This window comes from Micromonospora trifolii (genome assembly GCF_050516465.1).
In the GTDB taxonomy this organism is placed as follows: Bacteria; Actinomycetota; Actinomycetes; order Mycobacteriales; family Micromonosporaceae; genus Micromonospora; species Micromonospora trifolii.
Map to the genome: position 1 here is coordinate 2,391,099 of NZ_CP191526.1, position 21,097 is coordinate 2,412,195.

Annotated in this window: 19 protein-coding genes; 10 read left to right on the forward strand and 9 right to left on the reverse strand. The window is 69.6% G+C overall.

Annotated features, from left to right (window positions below):
* The first annotated feature begins 22 nt into the window (after positions 1–22).
* Positions 23–637 (forward strand): dihydrofolate reductase family protein, encoded by a 615-nt coding sequence (locus ACQRWP_RS11145; RefSeq protein ID WP_430502157.1) that lies wholly within the window; start codon positions 23–25, stop codon positions 635–637.
* A 213-nt stretch (positions 638–850) separates the two neighbouring features.
* Here ACQRWP_RS11145 and ACQRWP_RS11150 read toward each other — a convergent pair whose 3' ends face one another.
* On the reverse strand, positions 851–1,252 hold the full coding sequence (locus ACQRWP_RS11150; protein ID WP_430502158.1) for a VOC family protein: 402 nt from the start codon (positions 1,250–1,252) through the stop codon (positions 851–853).
* A 60-nt stretch (positions 1,253–1,312) separates the two neighbouring features.
* On the opposite strand from ACQRWP_RS11150, the gene ACQRWP_RS11155 reads away from it, so the two are divergent.
* From ACQRWP_RS11155 to ACQRWP_RS11165, 3 genes are all read left to right on the forward strand, one after another.
* Entirely contained in the window at positions 1,313–2,278 is a 966-nt protein-coding gene (locus ACQRWP_RS11155; protein ID WP_430502159.1) for a helix-turn-helix transcriptional regulator, read from the forward strand.
* A gap of 134 nt (positions 2,279–2,412) precedes the next feature.
* Positions 2,413–2,880 carry an HNH endonuclease gene (locus tag ACQRWP_RS11160; protein ID WP_430502160.1) on the forward strand — a complete coding sequence of 156 codons (468 nt, stop codon included), beginning with the start codon at positions 2,413–2,415 and terminating at the stop codon, positions 2,878–2,880.
* 423 nt (positions 2,881–3,303) lie between these two features.
* Complete coding sequence (locus ACQRWP_RS11165) at positions 3,304–4,080, forward strand: phosphotransferase (RefSeq protein ID WP_430502161.1); 777 nt, start codon at positions 3,304–3,306, stop codon at positions 4,078–4,080.
* Positions 4,081–4,239: 159 nt separating this feature from the next.
* Here ACQRWP_RS11165 and ACQRWP_RS11170 read toward each other — a convergent pair whose 3' ends face one another.
* The 3 genes from ACQRWP_RS11170 to ACQRWP_RS11180 form a co-directional block, all read right to left on the reverse strand.
* Positions 4,240–6,141: a S9 family peptidase gene (locus tag ACQRWP_RS11170; protein WP_430502162.1), complete on the reverse strand. Its 1,902-nt coding sequence runs from the start codon at positions 6,139–6,141 to the stop codon at positions 4,240–4,242.
* Positions 6,142–6,300: 159 nt separating this feature from the next.
* Complete coding sequence (locus ACQRWP_RS11175) at positions 6,301–7,683, reverse strand: FAD-dependent monooxygenase (protein WP_430502163.1); 1,383 nt, start codon at positions 7,681–7,683, stop codon at positions 6,301–6,303.
* A 292-nt stretch (positions 7,684–7,975) separates the two neighbouring features.
* A complete protein-coding gene (locus ACQRWP_RS11180; protein WP_430502164.1) occupies positions 7,976–8,689 on the reverse strand; it encodes a TetR/AcrR family transcriptional regulator in 714 nt (237 codons plus the stop codon).
* Positions 8,690–8,775: 86 nt separating this feature from the next.
* Between ACQRWP_RS11180 and ACQRWP_RS11185 the strand changes: the two genes are divergently transcribed.
* A complete protein-coding gene (locus tag ACQRWP_RS11185) occupies positions 8,776–9,639 on the forward strand; it encodes an NAD(P)H-binding protein (RefSeq protein WP_430502165.1) in 864 nt (287 codons plus the stop codon).
* Between the two features lie 22 nt (positions 9,640–9,661).
* Here ACQRWP_RS11185 and ACQRWP_RS11190 read toward each other — a convergent pair whose 3' ends face one another.
* The 3 genes from ACQRWP_RS11190 to ACQRWP_RS11200 are packed head-to-tail and all read right to left on the reverse strand — an operon-like array spanning position 9,662 to position 12,209.
* A complete protein-coding gene (locus ACQRWP_RS11190; RefSeq protein WP_430502166.1) occupies positions 9,662–10,444 on the reverse strand; it encodes an ABC transporter permease in 783 nt (260 codons plus the stop codon).
* Between the two features lie 31 nt (positions 10,445–10,475).
* A complete protein-coding gene (locus ACQRWP_RS11195) occupies positions 10,476–11,234 on the reverse strand; it encodes an ABC transporter permease (protein WP_430502167.1) in 759 nt (252 codons plus the stop codon).
* A gap of 15 nt (positions 11,235–11,249) precedes the next feature.
* The gene (locus tag ACQRWP_RS11200) at positions 11,250–12,209 is read right to left on the reverse strand and encodes an ABC transporter ATP-binding protein (RefSeq protein ID WP_430503183.1); all 960 of its coding nucleotides are present in this window, start codon (positions 12,207–12,209) and stop codon (positions 11,250–11,252) included.
* Between the two features lie 220 nt (positions 12,210–12,429).
* Between ACQRWP_RS11200 and ACQRWP_RS11205 the strand changes: the two genes are divergently transcribed.
* Genes ACQRWP_RS11205 through ACQRWP_RS11220 form a run of 4 tightly spaced genes read left to right on the forward strand, consistent with a single transcriptional unit; the run spans position 12,430 to position 17,886 of the window.
* On the forward strand, positions 12,430–14,247 hold the full coding sequence (locus tag ACQRWP_RS11205; RefSeq protein WP_430502168.1) for a glycoside hydrolase family 3 protein: 1,818 nt from the start codon (positions 12,430–12,432) through the stop codon (positions 14,245–14,247).
* A gap of 9 nt (positions 14,248–14,256) precedes the next feature.
* Complete coding sequence (locus ACQRWP_RS11210) at positions 14,257–15,546, forward strand: exo-beta-N-acetylmuramidase NamZ family protein (protein WP_430502169.1); 1,290 nt, start codon at positions 14,257–14,259, stop codon at positions 15,544–15,546.
* 11 nt (positions 15,547–15,557) lie between these two features.
* On the forward strand, positions 15,558–17,354 hold the full coding sequence (locus ACQRWP_RS11215; protein WP_430502170.1) for a serine hydrolase: 1,797 nt from the start codon (positions 15,558–15,560) through the stop codon (positions 17,352–17,354).
* A 55-nt stretch (positions 17,355–17,409) separates the two neighbouring features.
* Positions 17,410–17,886: a hypothetical protein gene (locus tag ACQRWP_RS11220; RefSeq protein WP_238678045.1), complete on the forward strand. Its 477-nt coding sequence runs from the start codon at positions 17,410–17,412 to the stop codon at positions 17,884–17,886.
* A gap of 16 nt (positions 17,887–17,902) precedes the next feature.
* Here the strand turns inward: ACQRWP_RS11220 and ACQRWP_RS11225 are convergent, their stop codons facing one another.
* On the reverse strand, positions 17,903–18,904 hold the full coding sequence (locus ACQRWP_RS11225; RefSeq protein WP_430502171.1) for a helix-turn-helix domain-containing protein: 1,002 nt from the start codon (positions 18,902–18,904) through the stop codon (positions 17,903–17,905).
* Positions 18,905–18,996: 92 nt separating this feature from the next.
* Here ACQRWP_RS11225 and ACQRWP_RS11230 point away from each other — a divergent pair, with 92 nt between their 5' ends.
* Positions 18,997–19,563 (forward strand): maleylpyruvate isomerase N-terminal domain-containing protein, encoded by a 567-nt coding sequence (locus ACQRWP_RS11230; protein ID WP_430502172.1) that lies wholly within the window; start codon positions 18,997–18,999, stop codon positions 19,561–19,563.
* Positions 19,564–19,719: 156 nt separating this feature from the next.
* Here the strand turns inward: ACQRWP_RS11230 and ACQRWP_RS11235 are convergent, their stop codons facing one another.
* Positions 19,720–21,009 (reverse strand): MFS transporter, encoded by a 1,290-nt coding sequence (locus ACQRWP_RS11235; protein ID WP_430502173.1) that lies wholly within the window; start codon positions 21,007–21,009, stop codon positions 19,720–19,722.
* Between the last annotated feature and the right edge of the window lie 88 nt (positions 21,010–21,097).

A 21,097-nucleotide genomic window follows, 5' to 3' on the forward strand; every position in this document is an offset into this window, starting at 1 on the left:
CCCCAAAGCAGAGGAGAGCCCCGTGGGCATGGTGGTCATGTACGGCTCGGTGTCGGTGGACGGCTTCATCGCGGACGAGAACGACCAGCCCGGACCGCTGTTCGACTGGCTGTCCAGCGGTGACGTCTCATTGGACGAGAGCGCAGTGCTGAAGGTGTCGCAGACGTCCTACGACTACACCCGGCCGTACTGGGACCAGATCGGAGTCACGATCGCCGGCCGCCACGTCTTCGACATGACGGACGGCTGGGACGGGAAGCCTCCGAGCGGGATCGACCACGTGGTCGTCGTGACGCACCGGCCGAAGCCCGAGGGCTGGGACCCCGAGGCGCCGTTTCACTTCGTCGACGGCGTCGAGGCAGCCGTGGCCAAGGCGCAGGAGCTCGCGGGTGACCGCATCGTCGAGGTCGCCGCCGGCGACGTCGGCGGCCAGGTGCTTGCCGCCGGCCTCGTCGACGAGGTGCGCATGGACGTCGTACCCGTCGTGTTCGGGTCCGGCAAGCGCTACTTCGGGTCGGTCCACGCGCAGCACCTGTTGGAGGACCCTGACATGGTGATTCAGGGCAACCGGGTGCTTCACCTGCGCTACCGGGTGCACCAGGAGCGCTCCGCTCGAGCGCTGAGACCTCTCACCTGACTATCAGCGCGCATCTCTCACTGGATGTCAGTAGCTGATCTGTTGCGCGCCACGGTGGCCGGCCCCACAAGATGACCCCCGAGAAGATCGCCGTAGCCCGCAGACGTACACCTCCGAGAAGTACACCGTCGACGTGGGGCACTCGTGGTCCTCTCGAAGGCAGACAACGGCAGGCGCGACACGTGACGTGCGCGCCTGCCGCATTGTGGCCTTTCAGCCCTTCGGTGCGACCCGGATACGGTTCCCGTCAGGATCGGCTGCGAGGAAGGTCAGCCCGAACCCCGCATCGTGCGGCTCGTGCAGGATCGTGACCCCCTTGTACTGCCACTGCTTGAAGATCGCGTTGACCTCGTCGGGTCCTCCACCGCCGATGGCCAGGCAAACCTCACTGGTACGCGGGACGTCCGGCGACAGATCCTCGAACTGGCCAGACCACAGACCGAGGTCAGCGCCTGGCCCGAGGGCGAAGGTGATGTATCCCGGAGTCTCGAACGAAGGGCTCAGGCCGAGGAGGTCGCCGTAGAAACGAGCTGCGGCGGGAGCGTCGATCACATAGACGATGGACACGACGGATCTGGTCATGGTTGTTCCTTCGCACAGGTCGTAGGTACGCATCCACCAGCCTGACCGGAATATGCGCCGCATCGTGTCGCAATTTCTTGAAAAACTTGATGGGTGACCCCGGACCGCTTCTTCACCCTGATGCTGCTCCTCGAATCGAGGGATGGCGCGACCACACAGGAACTTGCCTCGACGCTCGGGGTTTCCCTTCGAACCATCACCCGAGACCTGAACTGGCTCCGCGATGCTGGCCTTCCGGTGACCGCGCACCGGGGCCGCCTCGGCGGCGTGACCATGCTGCCCGGGTCCGGGCTCGACCTCACGCGACTCACGCCTGGCGAGCGTGATCATCTCTCGCTCATTGGACTGGATGAGAAGCAACGCGCGGAGCTCAACGCATCGGTCGAAAGCCAGCGCGCGCTCTCCAAGATCGCCGCTACACAGCCACGTCGAGTTCATGAACTCCTGCCGCTCACCGACGTAGTGCACGTGGACAGCCGTCCCTGGCGTCAGGCACGAGCTTCCGGCACGACTCCGGCTTCGCTGATCGGCGCAGTGCGGCGAGGCCGCCGGCTACGGATCGAGTACGACAGCCCGCGCGAGTCATGCCCACGCGACCTGGTCGTGGATCCCTACGGGCTGTTCGCCAAGGCTGGCATCTGGTACCTCGTCGCCGACTGTGCCCGAGTGCCACGGATGTACCGACTCGAACGGATCACGACGTGGGAAGAAGTCGACCAGCCACGACGGCTCCGCGAGAGCCAGACCCTGGCCACCGTCGCTGCAGCGCTCACTGCTCAGTGGGAACACAACCACGGGATAGAGGTCAGCGCCACCATCGACCAGACGCAGATCGAGCGAGCGCAACGGATCTTTGGCCTACAACTCGTCCGGGACGACCATGAGGAATCCGCCACCGGCCGCAAGGTAACAATCCGCTTCCTGCATCTAGAGGACGTGCGAGCACTACTGCCCTTCGGGAGCGCCATCACCGTGCACGGCCCCACCGAAGCCAGGGCTCACCTCCGCGCCCTCGCCACCGACCTTGCCCACCACTATGCGCCGTCGCCAACGTCCTGACCAGCAACACCCAGGTGTCCTCCTCAACCCCGACCATGGGGCATCCGTCGCCACGGCCCTGCTCAGGCAGAGCGCCCGCCGGGTCGGGGCACCAGCAGGTCGAAGATGTCGGAGCACTGACCTAGCCTGGTGAGATGCTGTCGCAGGTGAAGGGCTTGTCCCGACATTTCACGGAGGAGACTCTGCGGGCGCACCTCATCGATCGTTCTGTTCGTCGAGACGACGGCTGCCTGATCGTCTGCGGCTACGGTAGCCAGCGGGGCGTGTACCAGAAGGTCGCCGGGAGGGCTTGGGCCCACATCACGGCCTACGTTGTCTTCGTGGGTGGCTACGACCCGAGTTTGGACGTGCACCACCTTTGTGCCGTGCCGGACTGCATCGAACCCACTCATCTGCAGCAGGTGACACACGCCGAAAACTGCCGCAAGCGCACCCAGCAGCCGCGCTGCCGCCATGGGCACGAGCGTGAAATCGATCCCGCGAGTGGCCGCTACCGCAAGGTGTGTCGTGTGTGCAACAGCGAGGCCCAGAGGAGGTGGCGCGTCCGCCAAGCCGCAGAGGTTGCCGCAGCACGGGCGGCTTACGGGCGGCAGGTGGACTGAGTGCTTACGGCGCCGTCTCGGACGCCGAGTTCGCTGAGCAGTACGCCTTGATGGCGAGGACGACGTCGATGGCCCAGATGGCAGAGGCGATGGCGATGCCCAACCACCACACCAAGGTCATTGCGGTGAACACGCTGGCGTAGCCGATGTGCCGTCACGTCACCGCTTCCGTTCGGAGCGGATGAGTAAGCCCGTGAGCTGGCCGCCAGAGCCGTGCAGGGTCGTCAACACAACATCCTGATTCCTTACGCACAGGAACTGTCATTATGGTGCGTGTACGTTTCGTACCTTCTGTCCTAGCTATTTAACGGATTATCGGTAATCACAATCCCGTAATTGGCAACCCGGGCTCCGTTCCTCCGGGCCAGCTCGCCCCCGGAACCCAGTGGCTTTGCAGGCCCTCGCTCGCTGAGGATGTCGGGCATGAGCGACCACAACGCGAACGCGCTCAGCAAGCAGGAAGAAGCGCTACCCGGCGGCACCATGGGCGGTGCGACACGGGTCGGTGCCACTGTCCGGCGGCCCGCCGGGGCTTGGAGCCTGACGATTCAACGCCTGTTACGACACCTGCGTGAGCGCGGCGTCACCTGGGCTCCGCAGTCGCTCGGAACCGATGAGAACGGACGCGACAGCGTCTCGTACCTGCCGGGTATTGCGCCGCAGTACCCGTTGCCGGACTGGATCTGGAGCGAGGACGTTCTCACCGATGCCGGTGTCTACCTCGCCCAACTTCACGACGCCAGCGCGAGCTTCGACACCGTCGGCGGAGTATGGCAGTCCCCGGTGCGGCAGCCAGCTGAGGTCATCTGTCACAACGACTTCGCGCCGTACAATATGGTCTTCACCGACCGGCGGCTCACCGGAGTCATCGACTGGGACACGGCCTCGCCGGGTCCCCGGTCGTGGGATCTGGCCTACCTTGCCTATCGGCTGGTGCCGCTGGCCCATCCCGACAACGGCGACGCCATCGACAGTGACCTGGGCGAGCGGGCACGTCGGCTGCGTGTCCTCTGCGACGCCTACGGCTCGGAGCAAGAACCGGCTCGCATCCTCCAGATCGCAGTCCATCGACTACACGACCTCGCCGCGTTCACCAGGGCCCGGGCTGATCAGGGACAGGAGAACGTTCGCGGTCACGTCGGGCTCTACCAACGCGACGCGAGGTGGATCACCGCGCACGCGGATCAGCTGCAGGGTTGAGGAAGATCGGGCCCTTCCAATGATGTGACACAGAATGTGGCCGAGTCGCCCTCGCTGAACTGACGGTAACCCGCAGGCATCCTACGGTTGCAACGTGAAGACCCACTTCGAGTTCTTCGAGATCGCGGGGGTTCGATCCGGCGCAGTTCTACGGTTCGGTCAGGCCCGGAGCCAGCGATCAAACCAGGCGCGGGTCCGGCGCAGGACGTCGAGTTGGTGGTGGCGTTCCCGGATCGAGTGGCCCTCTCTCGGGTAGATCACGAACTCGTGCTCGACGTCGAAGTGGCGCAGCGCCCGGTGGAGGTATACGGCCTGTCCGAGAGGGACGTTGGTGTCCTCGGCGCCGTGCAAGATGAGCACTGGAGCGCGGATGTGGCCGGCGAAGGAGATCGGGCTGACCGCGTCATGTGGGTGTGGGCCGATGCCGGACCAGCCGGTGCTGCCGCCGAGCGCGGCTTCGAACTGGCCGTTCTCCCCGGTCGCGGCGAGCATGCCCCAGTCAATGACGCCGGCGCCGACCAGCGCGGCGCGGAAGCGGTCGGTCTGGCCGACGGCCCAGGCGGACATGAAGCCGCCGTGGCTCCAGCCAGCGATGCCCAGCCGGTCAGGGTCGGCGATGCCCTCGGCGACGAGCAGGTCGATGCCGCTCTGGATGTCGGTCCACTCCTGCTGGCCGACCCGCCCGGCGACGCTGGCGGCGAACTGGTGGCCATGGCCCTGGCCGCCGCGTGGGTTGGGCAGCAACACCGCGTAGCCGGCGGCGGCCAGCCACTGCGCGCTGGGGAACCAGAACAACTGGCAACGATCGGCGTAGCGATCGTACGGGCCTCCGTGCACGATCGTGACCAGCGGGAACGGGCCCTCCGATGCGGTTCTTCCGACCGGCAGTACGAGCAAGCCGTCCAGGTCGAGGCCGTCGGCGGCGCGGTAGGCCAGCGGTTGTTGCGTGCCGAGTGCGACGCCGTCCAGCTCCGGCCGGGTGTTGGTGATTCTTCGCAGCGACCCGGCTGGCGCTCCGATGTGCACGTTCGGGGGCTGATAGCGGGTGCCGGTGAGCACCGCGATCTCGTCGCCGGCAGGGGTGGTGGTGAGGTTGTCGAGGCGTCCGGGGTGATGCGACAGGGTCGTGAGGTCGGTGGGGTCGAGCCGGGCCAGGGTCGTGTTCAGGCCGTCGGCGAACACCACCAGCGGGGCGGCGTCGGTCTGGCGAAGGTCGGTGGGGCACATCGGGAGACCAGCGGTGCGGTTGCGCAGGACGCCGCTGTCCACGGCCAGGTCGAACACAGCGGTGCCGGCCTGCAGAACCGGTGGGGTGAGCGCGATGTAACCGAGGTGCCACCCGTTCCCGCCCGGCCACCAGGCGAGAGATCGTGCGTCGACCCCGACCGGTCCGAGGTCCTCCGCGGTCCCGGCCCTGGGGTCGAACAGGTGAAGTTGGCCGGTGCGCGGGCCGTAGTCGTTGTCGGCGCTGGCCCAGGTCAGCACGGCAAGTGGGCCGCCGTCGGGACGTTGCCGCAGTTCCACGACGTGCCGGTCAGCGAACGCCTTCGGGGTGGTGACCCGGCCGGTGCGCAGGTCGAGCAGGCGCAACCGGGCACCTGGTTCGCGCTCGCCCACGACAATGGCGTCGTCGCGGTCGCGGGCACGGCAGGTGTCCTGCTCGGTGGGTTCGTCCTCGGCGAGTAGGGCGACCAGGTTGGGGTCGGTGAGCGGCAGGTGGTCGATGACGCCGGCGCGCCAGCTGGTCAACGTGGTCATCGTGCCGTCGGCGAGGGTGAGCCCGTGCAGTTGCGGGGTGCCGCGGTCGGCGCGGTCGGACAGGAAGAACAGCGTCTCCGAGTCGGCCGACCAGCGTGGCCGGGACTCGGTCGCGGTGTCGGCGGTCGCCCGGCGAGACGCGACGGCGCCATCGGTGTGTACGAGCCAGAGTTCGGTGTCGAGGTGGTCACCGGTCCGGCTGATGGGAGCGAGGACGTAGCAGAGCAGGCGCCCGTTCGGGGCGAGCGCCGGGGTCTGCGGACCACGACCATCGACCACGAGTTCGGCGGTCAGACCTGTCACGTGATCAGTCTGCCAGCATCAACAAGGCGATCGATCCAGTGCTGGATCAGTGGTGACGCGCCGGCAGACGGCGATCTGGCCGTCTGCCGGCGCGTCGGCAGGCCTCGCCGCTGCCAGCATGGCGACTGCTTCTTACCGACAGGCCCTGAGGAGCCGAGATCAGTGGGCGGGCCTGCCGAACCAGCGGGAGAGGTGGTCGTCCAAGTCCCGCTGGTCGTCGCCGATCCAGGCGACGTGGCCGTCGGGGCGGAGCAGGACGCCCGGAACGTCCACTGCCGCAGTGGGGTCCGCGAGGTAGTCGACCCGGTCTGACCAGCCGCCAACGGTGAGGCGTTCGGTGCGGTCCAGCAGTAGGCCGCGGCCGCGGTGCAGCAAACCGTAGAGGTGGCCCTGTTTCACGTCCACGTCGGGCAGGCGGCGACCGAGCAGGTCGGGCCCCGTGCCGAAGTCGTAGCGGATGCCGATGGCGGTGATCTTCTCGAGCAGGTGGAGGTTCACCTCGTCGAAGTCCATCAGCTCGGTGAGCAGCCTGCGCACGGCCTGTGCGCCCGGTTCGGTGGACAGCAGCTCCGTCTGGGCTCGGGTGTTGTCCAGCACCGCCTCGGCGACCGGACGGCGTTCGGCCTGGTAGGTGTCCAGCAGGGCCTGCGGCGCCCAGCCGCGGATCCGCGCGGCCAGTTTCCAGCCGAGGTTGAATGCGTCCTGAACGCCCAGGTTGAGGCCCTGTCCGCCGATGGGCGGATGGATGTGCGCCGCGTCGCCGGCCAGCAGAACCCGGTCGACCCGATAACGTTCGGCCAGCCGGGTGGCATCGCCGAAGCGGGACAACCAGCGCGCGGAGTGCACGCCGAAGTCGGTCCCGGCGATGGCGCGCAACTGGTGTTTGAAGTCCTCAAGGGTGGGCGGTTCGGCGCGGTCGCTGACCCCGGCGGCGGGCACCAGGACGCTGTAGACCCCGACGCCCGCGGGCCGGAGCCAGAATCGCTGATGGGTCTCGCGGATCTCGGCCACCGTGACGGCGATCTCCTCCGGCGGGACGCCCACTTCCATCTCGCCCATCAGGCTCTCGGTCCGTGCGGGCTCGCCGGGAAAGCCGACGCCGAGCAGTTTGCGCACCGTGCTGCGCCCGCCGTCACAACCGACGAGATAGCGCGAACGCAGCTGTTCCCCGTCGGCCAGTTCGACGGTCACACCCTCGTCGTCCTGCTCGAGACCGGCGACCGCGCAACCGCGCCGGACCTGCGCACCCAGTTCGATGGCGCGTTCTTCGAGCAGACGTTCGATGACCGGCTGCGGAATACCCAGCAGATAGGCGTACCGGGAATCCAGGCCCTTGGGCGCGGGCTTGGCGATGGCGGCGAAGAAGGCGCTGGCCGGACGCTGCCGCCCGTGCGGGAGGATGCGGTCCAGCAGCCCGCGCATCGCCATCAGTTCGAGACTGCGGATGTGCAGGCCGACAATGCGGACGGCCGACGCCGGCTCGGTCTCCTTCTCCAGAACGAGGACCCGTACGTCGTGCAGTCGCAGTTCGGCGGCGAGCATCGCACCGGTCGGCCCGCACCCGGCAATGATCACGTCGTACGTGCGGGGCGTGCGATCGGTCGACGGCGGCTCGGCGGTGAATTGCGGAGGGTGCATAGGTGTTGCCTCTCGGGAGTGCCGTGTTGGCAAGGCGCTCCCGGCGACACCTACGTCAATCGCCCGACCGTGACGGCAAGGGGGAGCACCCACATCGCTACAACGTTCATGGGTCTCACCTCCTCGGGCGGTGTCGCGGTCACCTGCAAGCTATCTCCCCCAGCGCGATCCGTCGAGCCGTTTCCTCGCCGCGTGATCACGGCTTCGGGTGAGTCAGCGATCGGTGGAGCCACTCGGCCATCAGCGCGCGTTCGGCGGCGGTGAGCCCCGGGAGGTCGGGCAACACCGTCGCGAAGGTCACCGCTACCGCGTTCGCGGTGGTGTCGGGTGTTACCGGAGTTGTCGCCAGGATGCCGGTGAGCACGGCATCGAGCATGGCCTCGCCCAGACCGAGGTCGCGCTGATCGGCGGGCGTTCCCAGCAGCGTGAGGATGGTTCCGTTGCCCGCAGAGTGGATCATCCCGAGCGCGCGCTCCTCGTCGACCCGAAGCAGGCCGGCTGCGGCGAGTCGCCGGACGCGACGACGGAGCACGTCGAGGCCGGCGACCGTTGCTGGCGAGGGTGCGCCGCTCCCCCGCGTGGCGATCAGCGCGTACAGCTCGGGGTTTGTCAGGCCGAACTCCACGTGCGCGCGCCATCCGGCGCGCAGGTCCGCGACCGGGTCGCCCGTCGCGCCGGCCGCTGCGACCGATTTGCCGCTGACGTAGGTGGCCATGACGTGCTCGGCGACGGCGTCGATGAGGCCGTCCTTGTCGCCGAACAAGCGATAGATGGTCGGCGCCTGCACGCCCGCGGCCTGGGCGACGGCGCGCGTCGTCACCGCGTTCGCGCCCTTGTCACGCAGCAGTTGGGTCGCTGCCGCGACGATGCCTGCACGGACGTCGTCGCGGGTGTCCTGCGTCGTCACCATGAACCGATGCTAACAGCGACTTGTTAACCATGAAATATCAGTGCTAACGTCAACGGCGTAACGTCGGAAACAAGGGAGTGTTCATCATGATCGTCGTCACCGGTGCCACTGGTCAGCTCGGGTCTCAGATCGTTGAGCGGCTGCTCGACCGGCTGCCACCCGACGCCGTGGGTGTGAGCGTGCGCGACGTCGACAGGGCCGCCGGCCTCGCCGGGCGGGGTGTGCGGGTGCGCCCCGCGGACTTCACCGACCCGGCCACGCTGGGGCACGCCTTCGAGGGTGCCGACAAGGTCCTCATCGTCTCCGCCGCCATCCGCGGCCCTGGCGCGTTCGTCGCGAACCGCGCCGCCATCGACGCCGCCCGCGCCGCGGGCGCCAATCGAGTCCTCTACACCAGCCACCAGGCCGCCTCCCGGGACTCGCTCTTCGCCGCCCAGCCCACGCACGCGGCGACGGAGGAGCACCTGGCCGGCCTGGGGGTTCCCTTCACCGCCCTGCGCAACGGGTTCTACGCGAGCGCACTCAGCTTCTCCATCGGCGCGGCGCTGGAGACCGGGCAACTCGTGGCGCCGGCGGACGGCCCGGTGTCCTGGACCGCGCACGCCGACCTGGCCGAGGCCGCAGCCGTCGCCCTCACCGAGGACGGCGTACTGGACGGGGTAACGGCACCGCTGACCGCGTCGGAGATGCTCGACCTCGAAGCGGTGGCCGCTCTCCTCAGCGACATCACGGGCCGCACCGTCGAACGTGTCGTCGCGGAGGACGACGAGTGGCGGGCGGCCGCCATCGAGCGAGGCATGCCCGCGGCGGCGGCCGACTTCACTCTCGGCATGTACCGCGCGGCGCGAGAGAAGGAGTTTGCCGTGACCGATCCGACGCTGGAGACAGTCATCGGCCGCCGCCCGGTCCCCGTCCGCACGGCGCTGGAGGCCATCGTCGCCCAGCGATGAGGGGTCGAGGACGCGGCGGTCGTCAGCGCAGCATCGCCCGGGTCATCCGACGAGTGGCGACATACATGGCGATCGAGCCGAACGCGACGAGGTAGGCCACCGGGATCAGCAGTTCCCAGCCGAGGTGGCCCAACGCGGGTTCCCGGACCAGCTCGATGCTGTGGTAGAGCGGCAGCGCCTGGATCAGGGGCCGCACCGCCTCCGGGTAGACCGACAGGGGATAGAACGTCGTCGCGAACAGGTACATCGGCAGCATGAAGAGCTGGATGTACTGGAAGTCGGGGAAGTCGCGCAGGTACGTCGTGACGGCCAGGCCGCCGGCGGCGAACGCGTACGAGATCAGCACAGACGCTGGTAGGGCCAGCAGCACCCAGGGCGACGTGACCAGCCCACCGGCGGCCATGAGGGTGAGGAATCCGATCGACGTCAGCAGCCCGTTGATCATCGCGCTGGTCACCTCGCCGACGGCGATGTCGGTGACGGAGAGCGGTGTCGGCAGGATCGCCTCGTAGGTCTTCTCGACCCTCATCCGGATGAACACACCGAAGCTCGTCTGGTTGAACGCCGTGTTCATCGCCGTGGTCGCCAGGATCGCCGGGGCCACGTAGGCGGCGTACGGGACATCCACGCCGGGGACCGTGCCGACGAGCATCCCGACGCCGACGCCGATCGACAGCAGGTACAGGATCGGTTCGACGAGCGCGTTGAGCAGCGGCGTGACCGACCGGCGGTAGATCATGAAGTTGCGTTCGATGAGCGCCAGGGCCCGGCGTCTCGTCCAAGCGGGTACGGCGACGGTGGTCATGGTGCCTCCACGGGGCTCTGGGCGTGGGCCGTCACGGGTGCAACCGTCGGCGGTAGGTGACCCGAGCGACCAGGAAGCCGCCGATGGCGAGTGCCAGCAGGTAGCCGATGTGGACCGAGCTGCCGGTGATCGTCGCCGTGCCGAGGCTGAGGGTGCGGCACAGCTCCACCCCGTGCCACAGCGGCAGCAGGTAGGACACCGGTCGGATCCACTCGGGTAGCTGCGAGACGGCGAAGAACGTACCGGAGAACATGTAGAGCGGCATGATGACGAAGCGGAACACCGTGTCGATGTGGCGCAGCTTGCGTACACCGACCGCCCACGCGGCGGCGGGTGCCGCGAACGCGACCCCGGTCAGCGTCGCGCCGAGCAGGGCGCCGAGGGCCCACCATCCCCCGATCAACCCGAACGCGGCCATCACCACGATGAAGGCGCCGCTGGCGATGAGCACCCGGAAGGTGATGAAGAGCAGGTGCCCGGCGGCGAGCTGCTCCGGCCTCAGCGGTGTCGGTGTGGCACTCCGGTAAGCCCCGAAGCCGGCAGCCCGGGCGACCCCCGCGGCCCCTTCCAGGAACGCGTTCTGCATCGCGGCGGCGGCCAGCATGCCCGGGGCGAAGAACGCCGCGTAGGAGACGCCGGCGATCTGGGCGGGCGCGTTGTCGTCGACGAGGGCGCCCAGCCCGGCACCGATGCCGATGAGGAACAGCAACGGGTTCAGCACGTTGATCACGATCGAGCCCCGCCAGGTACGCCGGTAGCGCGTCAACCAGTACCCGAATACACGAAACACCAGTGAGCTCTCCTGCTACTCGATGAGCGATCGGCCGGTGAGCTTGAGGAACACGTCCTCCAACGTCGCGCGGCGGACCAGTGCGGTGAGCGGCGTGAGCGACATGGCGTGCACGGTGGCGAGGGCCGCCTCGCCGTCGGCGGTGTAGACGAGCACCCGGTCGGGGAGCAGTTCGACGCGGCCCTCGGCGTCGGTGCCGCCGGTGGCCAGCACCGACGTCCGCAGTTTCTCCGCCGCGGTGTCGCGTTCGTCGAGGCGGAAGCGGAGTTCGAGAACCTCCCGGGTGGCGTGCCTGGTGATCAGTTCCCGGGGTGAGCCCTGCGCGACGATGCGGCCGTGGTCGACCACGATGAGCCGGTCGCAGAGTTGCTCGGCCTCGTCCATGTAGTGCGTGGTGAGGATGAGCGTGACGCCCTGCTGTTTGAGCTGGAAGAGCCGGTCCCACAGGATGTGTCGGGCCTGCGGGTCGAGGCCGGTGGTCGGCTCGTCGAGCAGCAGGATGTCCGGTTCGTTGATCAGGGAGCGGGCGATGGTAAGCCGCCGCCGCATGCCGCCGGAGAGCGTCTCGACCTGGTCGCCGGCTTTCTCCTGCAGCTGGGCGAAGTCGAGCAGTCGGGTCGCGCGGTCCCGGATGACGGCCCGCGACAGGCCGAAGTATCGCCCGTAGATGTGCAGGTTCTCCCGCACGGTGAGCTCGTTGTCCAGGTAGTCGTCCTGCGTGACGACGCCCAGCCGGGCGCGGATCTCCGGCCCCTGTCTCATCGGGTCCATGCCCAGCACGCGCAGGCTGCCACCGCTGATCGGCGACGTGGCGGCGATCATCCGCATGGTGGTGGACTTGCCGGCGCCGTTGGGACCCAGAAGCCCGAAGGACTCCCCCCGCTCGACCGCGAAGTCAATGCCGTCGACCGCGCGGAACTCCGCTGTGGACCCGCGTGGCGGATAGATCTTGGTCAGATTGCTCGCCTCGACCAAAGAGTGCTCGCTCACCACGGCAGTTTACGAAAACGAACAGCGCTCTGCAAGATTCGAGCAGGGCTTTGTAAATTCCAAACTCTGCGATGAGTGTCCTTTCGCGGCGGTGCGAGCACTCTCCCGGGGCCTCCCGTGTCGGCCAGCGGCAATCTGTAGGTTGTCTTCTTGACGGGCGGCTGACGTGTAGCTAAGTTTCAGCCACCCGGACTGAGAGGCGTCTATGCAGACCCGACTCGTTACCGCGACAGCCCTGGCGGCCACACTGGCGGCCACCCTCGCTTCCCTGCCTGCCCAGGCCGCCACGCCGGTGCGCCCATCGACCGCCGAGCACGGCTGGGTCACGTCGACGCTGCGACACATGAGCCTGGAACAGAAGGTCGGACAACTCTTCGCCACCTACGTCTACGGCGGTGACGCCACGGACCCCAGCGCCGCGGACCGGACCGCGAACCTCGCCGCCTTCGGTGTGGAGACACCGGCCGAGGTGATCGAGCGGTACCACCTGGGCGGCGTCTGCTACTTCTCCTGGTCGCACAACCTGGACAGCCCTCGGCAGATCGCGACGCTCTCCAATGGACTGCAGCGGGCTGCCCGTGGCGACGGGGCAAAGGGCAGGGTGCCACTGCTCATCTCCACCGACCAGGAGCAGGGCGCGGTGGTGCGAATGCCCTCCCCCGCCGCTCAGTTCCCCGGGTCGATGGCGCTGGGCGCGGGGCGGTCGCCCCGGGCCGCCCGGACGGCGGCGGAGGTCACCGGACGCGAGCTGCGCGCCGTTGGCATCCAACAGCCGTACGCGCCGATCGCCGACGTCAACGTCAACCCGGGCAACCCGGTGATCGGCGTGCGGTCCTTCGGCGCCGACCCCACCCTCGTGGCCGACCTCACCGCCGCCCAGGTCACCGGTTTCCAGGACCGGGCCGGAGTGACCGCCGTGGCGAAGCACTTCCCCGGGCACGGCGACACGGCCACCGACAGCCACACCGGTCTCCCGGTGATCAACCACAGCCGCGCCGAGTGGGATCGGATCGACGCGCCGCCGTTCAAGCGTGCCATCCGCGCTGGTGTCGACACGATCATGACCGCGCACATCGTGGTCCCGGCGCTCGACCCGTCCGGCGACCCCGCGACCTTGTCGCCGACGATCCTCACCGGCGTGCTGCGCGGTGAGCTCGGTTTCCGGGGCGTCATCGTCACCGACGCGCTGAACATGGCTGGCGTGCGGGCGAAGTACGGCGACGAGCGGGTGCCCGTACTGGCGCTCAAGGCCGGCGCCGACCAGCTCCTGATGCCGCCGAATCTCGCGCTGGCGCGGGACGCGGTGCTGCGGGCCGTCGCCACCGGCGAGCTCACCGAGCGTCGGATCGACGAGTCGGTCCGGCGCATCCTCGGCGTGAAGTATCGCCAGGGACTCGCCCGCTCGCCGCTGGTCGACGTCGAGAAGGCCGTCCGGACCGTCGGCGCTCCGGAGCACCTCGCCGCCGTCACCCAGGTCACCGACCCGACGCTCACCGCCGTCCGCAACGATGCCGGAGTGCTGCCCCTGCCCCACGCCGACCGGTCGGTCCTGATCACCGGCTGGGACAGCGCCGCCTTCGCCCCGGTCGCGACGGTCGCCGCCGGATTCACCACGCGTGGTGCCCGCGTCACCGCCCGACCGGCGACGCTGCCCTCCGACGCGACGATCACCGCCACGGCGAGCCAGGCCGCCGAGCACGACCTCACCGTCGTGCTCGTGAACAAGGCGTGGGACACCGCCGTCACCGACCCGCGAGCCACCCAGCAGCGCCTCGTCGCGGCGCTGCTCGGCGCCGGGAAACCCGTGGTCGTCGTGGCCGTCCGCGACCCGTACGACATCGCGTACCTGCCGGGTGTCACCACCTACCTGGCGACGTACTCGTACACCCGCGCGGCGATGGACGCCCTCGTCCGCGCGCTGCACGGCGAACTGTCCCCGAGCGGACGGCTGCCCGTCACGATCCCCACGGCCGAGGGGGCGGGCTCCGTGCTCTACCCCTACGGCCACGGCCTGAGCTGGTAGGAGGCAAGCATGCAGCGGAGGAATTTCCTGGTCGGCGCGGTCGGTGCGGGCGCGCTGGGGGCGGGGACGCTCGGTGTCGGACCGGCGGCGGCCAACTCCCGTGACCGTCGGGTCCGCACCGGCCTCGACGAACTGGTGTCGTCCGGGTTCGCCGAACTCGACGGTCAGCGCGTGGGCGTCATCTCCAACCCGACCGGCGTCGATGCGTCCTACCGGCATCTCGTCGACCTGATGCACGGCTCCGGTCGGGTGCAACTGGTCGCGGCGTTCGGCCCCGAGCACGGCTTCCGCGGCTCCGCCCAGGCCGGTGGCAGCGAGGGAACCGGCGTCGACGCACGCACCGGCATCCCGGTGTACGACGCGTATGGCGCCTCGCAGGCCCGGTGGGAAGCGATGTTCACCGAGGCCGGGGTGGACACGGTGGTCTTCGACATCCAGGACGTCGGAGTCCGCTTCTATACCTACATCTGGACGATGTACACCTCGATGGTCGCCGCGGCCCGGGTCGGCAAACGCTACGTCGTGCTGGACCGGCCCAACCCGATCGGCGGGCGGGCCTACGGGCCGATGATGACCAGCCCGTACACCTCGGGAGTGGGTCTCAAGGAGATCATTCAGCAGCACGGGATGACCGTCGGAGAGCTGGCCCGGTTCTTCAACGCCACGTTCCTGCCGGCCGAGGCGGGACGACCGGTCGACCTGCACGTGGTGCGGTGCCGGCACTGGAAGCGCGACGCCCTCGCCGCCGACACCGGCGTGCCCTGGGTGATGCCCAGCCCGAACATGCCCACCCCTGACACCGCTCTGGTCTACCCGGGCACCGGGCTGTTCGAGGGTGTCGCCTCGATCACCGAGGGGCGCGGCACGTGCCGCCCGTTCGAGCTGATCGGCGGGCTGGCGACGGACTTCGACCACCACTGGGGTGACCGGCTCAACGCCCGGAATCTGCCCGGGGTCGAGTTCCGCGAGGCGTACTTCTCGCCGACCGCGGCCGGGCAGAAGCCGGACCTGCTCAACAAGCTCTGCGCCGGCGTCGAGGTCAAGGTCGTCGACCCGGCGGTGTACGACCCGATCCGCACCGGCGTGGCCATGCTCGTGGAGGCGCACAGGTACCCGGCGTTCGCCTGGCGACGCGACTCGTGGGACACCGTGCGCCCGTACTGGATCGACAAGCTCACCGGTTCGCCGCGGCTGCGTACCCAGATCGATGCCGGAGCCGACGTCGACGACGTCGTCGACGCCTGGGCCGAGGAGTTGGCCACCTTCAACCGGCGCCGCCGGCCCTACCTGCTCTACTGAGGAGTGCGGTCATGACCAGGTCGGTCCGTCGTCCGCTCCGTTCACTCGCGCTCGGCCTGGCCCTGGTGGTCGCGGGCACGACGCTGCCCGCCACCGGGGTGGCAGCGTCGCCCTCGTCCGGCCCGCCGACCGTCACCCCCGCCGACATCCAGTTCCGTCACGACACGCTGCGCCGCGGCAGCGCCCACCAGGTCGGACTGCTCCCCGACCAGGTGGATCGCCTGCCCACCGACCTGGCGGCGTATCTCCAGCCGACCCCGGAGCACCCCGGCTACCCGGCGTACGCCGGCGCGGTGGTCCTGGCCGCCAAGGACGGTGTGATCGTTGAGCACGCCGCCGTGGGCAGCGCGGTGAAGTACTCCGCAGTTGGGCCACCGCCCGACCTGGTCGGTGTGGAACTCCCCGCCGACCAGCAGATCCCGACCCGGCGCGACACCATCTTCGACCTGGCGTCGGTGTCGAAACTGTTCACCACGATCGTCGCCATGCAGCAGGTGGAGCGGGGGCGGGTGGAGCTGGACACGCCGGTCGTCCGGTACGTCCCGGAGTTCGCCGCCGGCGGCAAGGCGGCGGTCACCGTGCGGATGCTGCTCACCCACACATCGGGTCTGCCCGCTTTCGCACCACTGTGGAGCAGGTACCCGACCCCGGCCGAGCGATTCGCCGCCGCGCTCGCCACGCCGCTCACCACCGGGGCAACGCCCGGTAGCCAGTACGTCTACTCCGACCTGGGGCTGATCGCGCTGGGCGTCCTGCTGGAGCGGGTAACCGGTCGGCCGTTGGCCGACCTGGTCCGCGACGGCGTGACCGGGCCGCTGGGCATGACCGACACGGGCTACAACCCGGGGCCGGAGCGGCGGTCGCGGATCGCCGCGACCGAATACCAGCCGTACGCCGGACGCGGCATGGTGTGGGGTGAGGTGCACGACGAGAACGCGTGGTCGCTGGGCGGGGTGGCCGGGCACGCCGGGGTCTTCTCCACGGCCGCGGACCTGGCCGTGCTCTGCCAGTCACTGCTCAACGGCGGCGAATACCGCGGCCGGCGGATCCTGCGCTCGGAGACGGTGCGCGCGATGCTGGTCAATCACAATGCGCCGCTCGAGTCGGCCTACCCGGAGAGCGACCGCGGGCTCGGCTTTGAGCTGAACAAGCACTGGTACATGATGGGGCTCTCCTCTCCGGTGGCCTTCGGGCACACCGGCTTCACCGGAACGTCGATCGTCATCGACCCGCTCTCCCACTCGTTCGTCGTCATGCTCAGCAACCGGGTGCACCCGGACCGGGGCTGGGGCAGCAACAACGTCGCCCGACGGGCCGTCACGCGTGACCTCGCGGAGGCGATGCCGGTACGGCCGCGCTCGGCCAGCGCCTGGCGGGCCGACCCACGCGACTCCGCGACGAGCACGCTCACGGCGCCGCTGCGTCGGCCCGGCAGTGGCGGGGCGGCGAGCTTCCTGCTCTGGTACGACACCGAGCCCCGCTTCGACAGCGCGCGATTCGAGGTTTCCACCGACGGTGGTCAGACCTGGGCGCCGGCGACGATGCAGCTCCGCGACGCCGCCCGCCGGTGGAGCGCCGACGGCACGGTCACCGGCTACGGGGGTCGGGTGTGGTGGCAGGTCACGGTGGCGCTGCCCGATCAGGCCACCCACCTGCGGTTCAGCAGCAGCACCGACGGCTCCGGCCAGGGGCGTGGCGTCTACGTCGACCGGGTCGTAGCGGCGGACCGGCACGGCATGCTCTTCTCCGGCGAGGGTGCCGACGCCTCCCGGTTCGTCGCCGACGGGTGGTCACCGGCGCGGAGCTGAGACGTTGCGGCCGGGATTTGACCCTCGACCGGGTTGAGGCCCGACCATCAGCGACATGACCGACCAGGCGACCGCCGACCCGACCATGACGCGCATCATCGAGGCCGTACAACTCGGCCAGAGCGGCGCACCCGCCCAGGCCCGTGAACTGCTCACCGCCTTGTGGGACGAACTCGGCCCCACCGGTGACGCCCTGCACCGCTGCACCCTGGCGCACTACCTCGCCGACCTTCAGGACACCACCGAGGCGGAGCTGGCCTGGGACGAGCGTGCCCTGGCCGCCGTGTCCGACCTGACCGACGAACGCGCCCAGCGGTATCTGTCCTCACTCCAGGTCCAGGCGTTCCTGCCGTCGCTGTACCTCAACCTGGCCGACTGCCACCGACGCCTGGGCAACGTCGGCCCGGCCCGGGAGCACCTCGCGCGAGCCCGCGAACACCTGGTGCGGCTACCGGACGACCCGTACGGCGAGAGCATCCGCGCCGCGGTCCGTGACTTCGTCGAGGACGATCCGACCGACCGCCGGCGGTAGCTGTCGGTCGGGTGGGTCACCGATCCTGGCGAGCGACGCCCGTGCGGTATTCCTGTGGCGAACGTCCGTAGTGGGCACGGAAGAGGCGGCTGAAGTGGGCCTTGTCCGGGAAACCCCAACGGGCGGCTATGACCTGGATCGGCTGCCGCAGCAGCGGGTTGCCGAGATCGCGCCGGCACTGCTCCAGGCGCTTGGCGCGGATGAGTTCGGCAACCGTCGTCGCCTCCGCCTCGAACAGGCGGTGCAGCGATCGCGGCGAGATGTGGTGGGCGGCGGCGACGCTGCGAGGGCTGAGCTCGTCACTGTCGAGGTGGCGGTCGATGAAATCGACGATCCGGGCCCGCAGTGCGGTTTGCCGCGCCTCCGGTGACACGGTGTCCTCGATGTCGAGGTACTGAGCGAGCGCGGCAGTGAGCAGGTCCACCGCCACCCCGCCCAGGATCTCGGCCTGGGCCGGCTCGAACTGCTCCGGGTGCGCCGCGATGCTGCGCAGGTGGTGGGCCAACAGCCCGCCGACGCCGAGGTGCGACGGCATCGGCGTGGCCAGCAGGCGGCGGAGCCGGTCCGGCGCCAGGGGCAGCGCCGCGTGCGGTATCTGCACGGTGATCGTGGTGGCGAGACCGGGGCCGTCCGCGCGATGCCGGGCGACGTGCCGCCGCGCGGGGTCCAGGAGCGTGAAGTGCTTGCCGGGTTCCAGCGTGGACTCGGTGCGGTCCTGGATCAGGGTACTGCGACCGGTCAGTGGAAGCGTGAGCTGGTACACGTCCCCTTCGGCGCTGCGAACCAGTTTGGTAGGGCGGATCGCGTCCAGCGACGGGTAGCGCAGCGAGGTCATCCGAATGCGGCCGAGATCGATGGCCTGTGCGTAGGCCACGAAGTTGTCCAGGTGGCCGCTGCTGATGTGCGCCGGCGCGGTCTCCTGGGCGACCAGGGCATACCAGAACGCGAACCGGTCCGCCGGGGGCAGCACCGTCGTGTCCACCACCAGGTTGGGCAACACTCCGCTCGCCTCCCCCATATGCGAGGATGGATTCTTGCATGCCTCGACTTCTTTACCCACGACGTGAATCCCACGCCCGGCGCCGCCCGGGGGGTTGGCCAGTGTCGGCGATGACCGGCGCTGACCTGCGGGAGGCAGCCGACGAGGCGACCCGGGTGCTGCTGCCACACCGGGAACGCGACTGGTCGGTGCCGGCCGGCTCGCTGACCTGGAGCTGCTGGACCACCGCGGCGCACATCGCGCACGACCTCCTCGCGTACGCGGGCCAGGTCACCGGCCGCCCAGATGACGGCTATCTGCCGTACGACCTGCGGGTCTCCCCCGACGCGGGCCCGACGCAGGTGCTCACCGTGGTGCGGGCCTGCGCCGGTCTGCTCGCCGCCGCCGTCGACGCCGCCCCACCGGACGCGCGGGCCTGGCACTTCGGTGCGTGCGATCCGGCCGGCTTCGCCGCCATGGGCGTGGCCGAGACACTGCTGCACACCCACGACATCACCCTCGGTCTCGGCGTGCCGTGGCAGCCGCCGCAGCGCCTGAGCGCGCTGGTGCTGCGGCGACTCTTCCCGGACGCCCCGCCCGGCGCGGCGCCCGAGGTGCTGCTCTGGATGACCGGCCGTGGTGAGCTGCCCGGCCGGGCGAAGCGCACCTCCTGGAGCTGGCAGGCCGCAGTCGACTGACTCGCGCCAGCGTCGAAGGGGCGGGTGGTCGCCTGCCCCCGGGCGACCACCCGGTTGGAGCGTCAGGGTCAGGTCCAGCTGATGCCGCGGTTGCGAACGCTGCGCATGCCCTTCTCCTCTCCCCTCGGTGACGGCCCCCGTGCCCGCCAGCTGACCTCAGCGTCGGCCACGGCCTGCTTCGGCGGTAGGGGTGTCGGCGTTCGGAGTCGTTCGGGCTTGTTCGGCCGCGGACTCGAACGTCGCAGATGCGGAGTCGGGTCGCCGTGGCCACAGTGGCACGACAGCGAGGACCGCCACCGCGCCCGACAATCCGCTGAACCCGATCACCGTGGTGGCCGGCCACCGGTCGGCGGCCAGACCCGCGAGGACCATCGCCGTCCCCTGTAGCCCACTGAGACCGGTGATGGCCACCCCGAACGCGCGCCCCCGGTACCGCGTCGGCACCGCCCGGCCGAACAACGCGTTCAGGGGGATGGCGAAGGCGCTCGCGGCGCCGGCCAGCACCAACAGCAGGAGCATCATCCACAGCGGAGGGACGAGCCACGCCACCGTCAGCACCCCGGCCGACATCGCGGCCAGCGGCAGGATGAGCCGTGGCCGGGCCGCCGGTGGGCAGAAGCGGGTGAGCGCGACCCCGCCGATGGACATCCCCAACGGTGCCGCCGCCAGCAACAGTCCGACGGTGCCGGCGCCGCCGCCGTACTGGCGGGCCAGTGGTGCCATCAGCCCTTCGGCTGCGTAGGTGAAGGCGCTGGCCACCCACAGGACGAGAACGTAGGACCGCAGCCGGGAATCGGCGAAGATCACCCGCAGACCGACAGCCCGGCCCTGGCCGGTCGGGCTCGACTGTGCTCTAGGCGCGGGGCGGGAACGCACGCCGATCCCGATCAGGAGAGCCGACACCAGAAACGTGCCGGCATCCACCAGCAGGGCACCGCGCAGCGACAGCAGCGCCACCAGACTCCCCCCGACGGCGAAGCCGACCACCTGCACGACCTGGGCGCAGATGTTGTCCACGCCGTTGGCCACGGCGTAGCGGTCGCCGTCGAGCACTTCCGGCATCAACGCCGCCCGCGCCGCCACGAACGGTGGTCGCATCAGGTTGACCACGAACAGGAGCACCACCAGGGCTGGCGCGGGAAGGTCCGGCAGCGCCGCCAGCGGGATGAGCGCCGCGCGGCCAAGGTCGCAGGCGATCATCACGCTTCGCCGGGGGAACCGGTCGGCCAGACCGGACAGCAGCGGTCCGCCGGTGAGCCAGGCCAGGTAGGAACTGGCGTAGGCGGCCGCCGCCAGCGCGGCCGAGCCGGTTTCGCTGAAGACGAGGTACGCCACGGTCACGGCCGTGAGCTGGTCGCCGGCCAGGGACAACAGGTACGCCCCGAACAGGTGGCGGTATTCGCGTACCGCGAACACCTCGGCGTACGTCGCGGCGCGCTCGGTCACTTCGCCCCGTCCCCTCCGCGCCGGCGGTCATCTGGGCGCTCGGCCCAGACCGTATCCGTGTTCGCGCTGTCGGGGCCGGGAGCAGGCG

Excerpts from the sequence above, each read along its gene's own strand:
- ACQRWP_RS11150 (WP_430502158.1), bottom strand. The coding sequence starts at position 1,252 with ATGCGTACCTACGACCTGTGCGAAGGAACAACCATGACCAGATCCGTC.
- ACQRWP_RS11160 (WP_430502160.1), top strand. The coding sequence starts at position 2,413 with ATGCTGTCGCAGGTGAAGGGCTTGTCCCGACATTTCACGGAGGAGACT.
- ACQRWP_RS11165 (WP_430502161.1), top strand. The coding sequence starts at position 3,304 with ATGAGCGACCACAACGCGAACGCGCTCAGCAAGCAGGAAGAAGCGCTA.
- ACQRWP_RS11175 (WP_430502163.1), bottom strand. The coding sequence starts at position 7,683 with ATGCTCGCCGCCGAACTGCGACTGCACGACGTACGGGTCCTCGTTCTG.
- ACQRWP_RS11180 (WP_430502164.1), bottom strand. The coding sequence starts at position 8,689 with ATGGTGACGACGCAGGACACCCGCGACGACGTCCGTGCAGGCATCGTC.
- ACQRWP_RS11185 (WP_430502165.1), top strand. The coding sequence starts at position 8,776 with ATGATCGTCGTCACCGGTGCCACTGGTCAGCTCGGGTCTCAGATCGTT.
- ACQRWP_RS11190 (WP_430502166.1), bottom strand. The coding sequence starts at position 10,444 with ATGACCACCGTCGCCGTACCCGCTTGGACGAGACGCCGGGCCCTGGCG.
- ACQRWP_RS11205 (WP_430502168.1), top strand. The coding sequence starts at position 12,430 with ATGCAGACCCGACTCGTTACCGCGACAGCCCTGGCGGCCACACTGGCG.
- ACQRWP_RS11210 (WP_430502169.1), top strand. The coding sequence starts at position 14,257 with ATGCAGCGGAGGAATTTCCTGGTCGGCGCGGTCGGTGCGGGCGCGCTG.
- ACQRWP_RS11215 (WP_430502170.1), top strand. The coding sequence starts at position 15,558 with ATGACCAGGTCGGTCCGTCGTCCGCTCCGTTCACTCGCGCTCGGCCTG.
- ACQRWP_RS11220 (WP_238678045.1), top strand. The coding sequence starts at position 17,410 with ATGACCGACCAGGCGACCGCCGACCCGACCATGACGCGCATCATCGAG.
- ACQRWP_RS11225 (WP_430502171.1), bottom strand. The coding sequence starts at position 18,904 with ATGGGGGAGGCGAGCGGAGTGTTGCCCAACCTGGTGGTGGACACGACG.
- ACQRWP_RS11230 (WP_430502172.1), top strand. The coding sequence starts at position 18,997 with ATGACCGGCGCTGACCTGCGGGAGGCAGCCGACGAGGCGACCCGGGTG.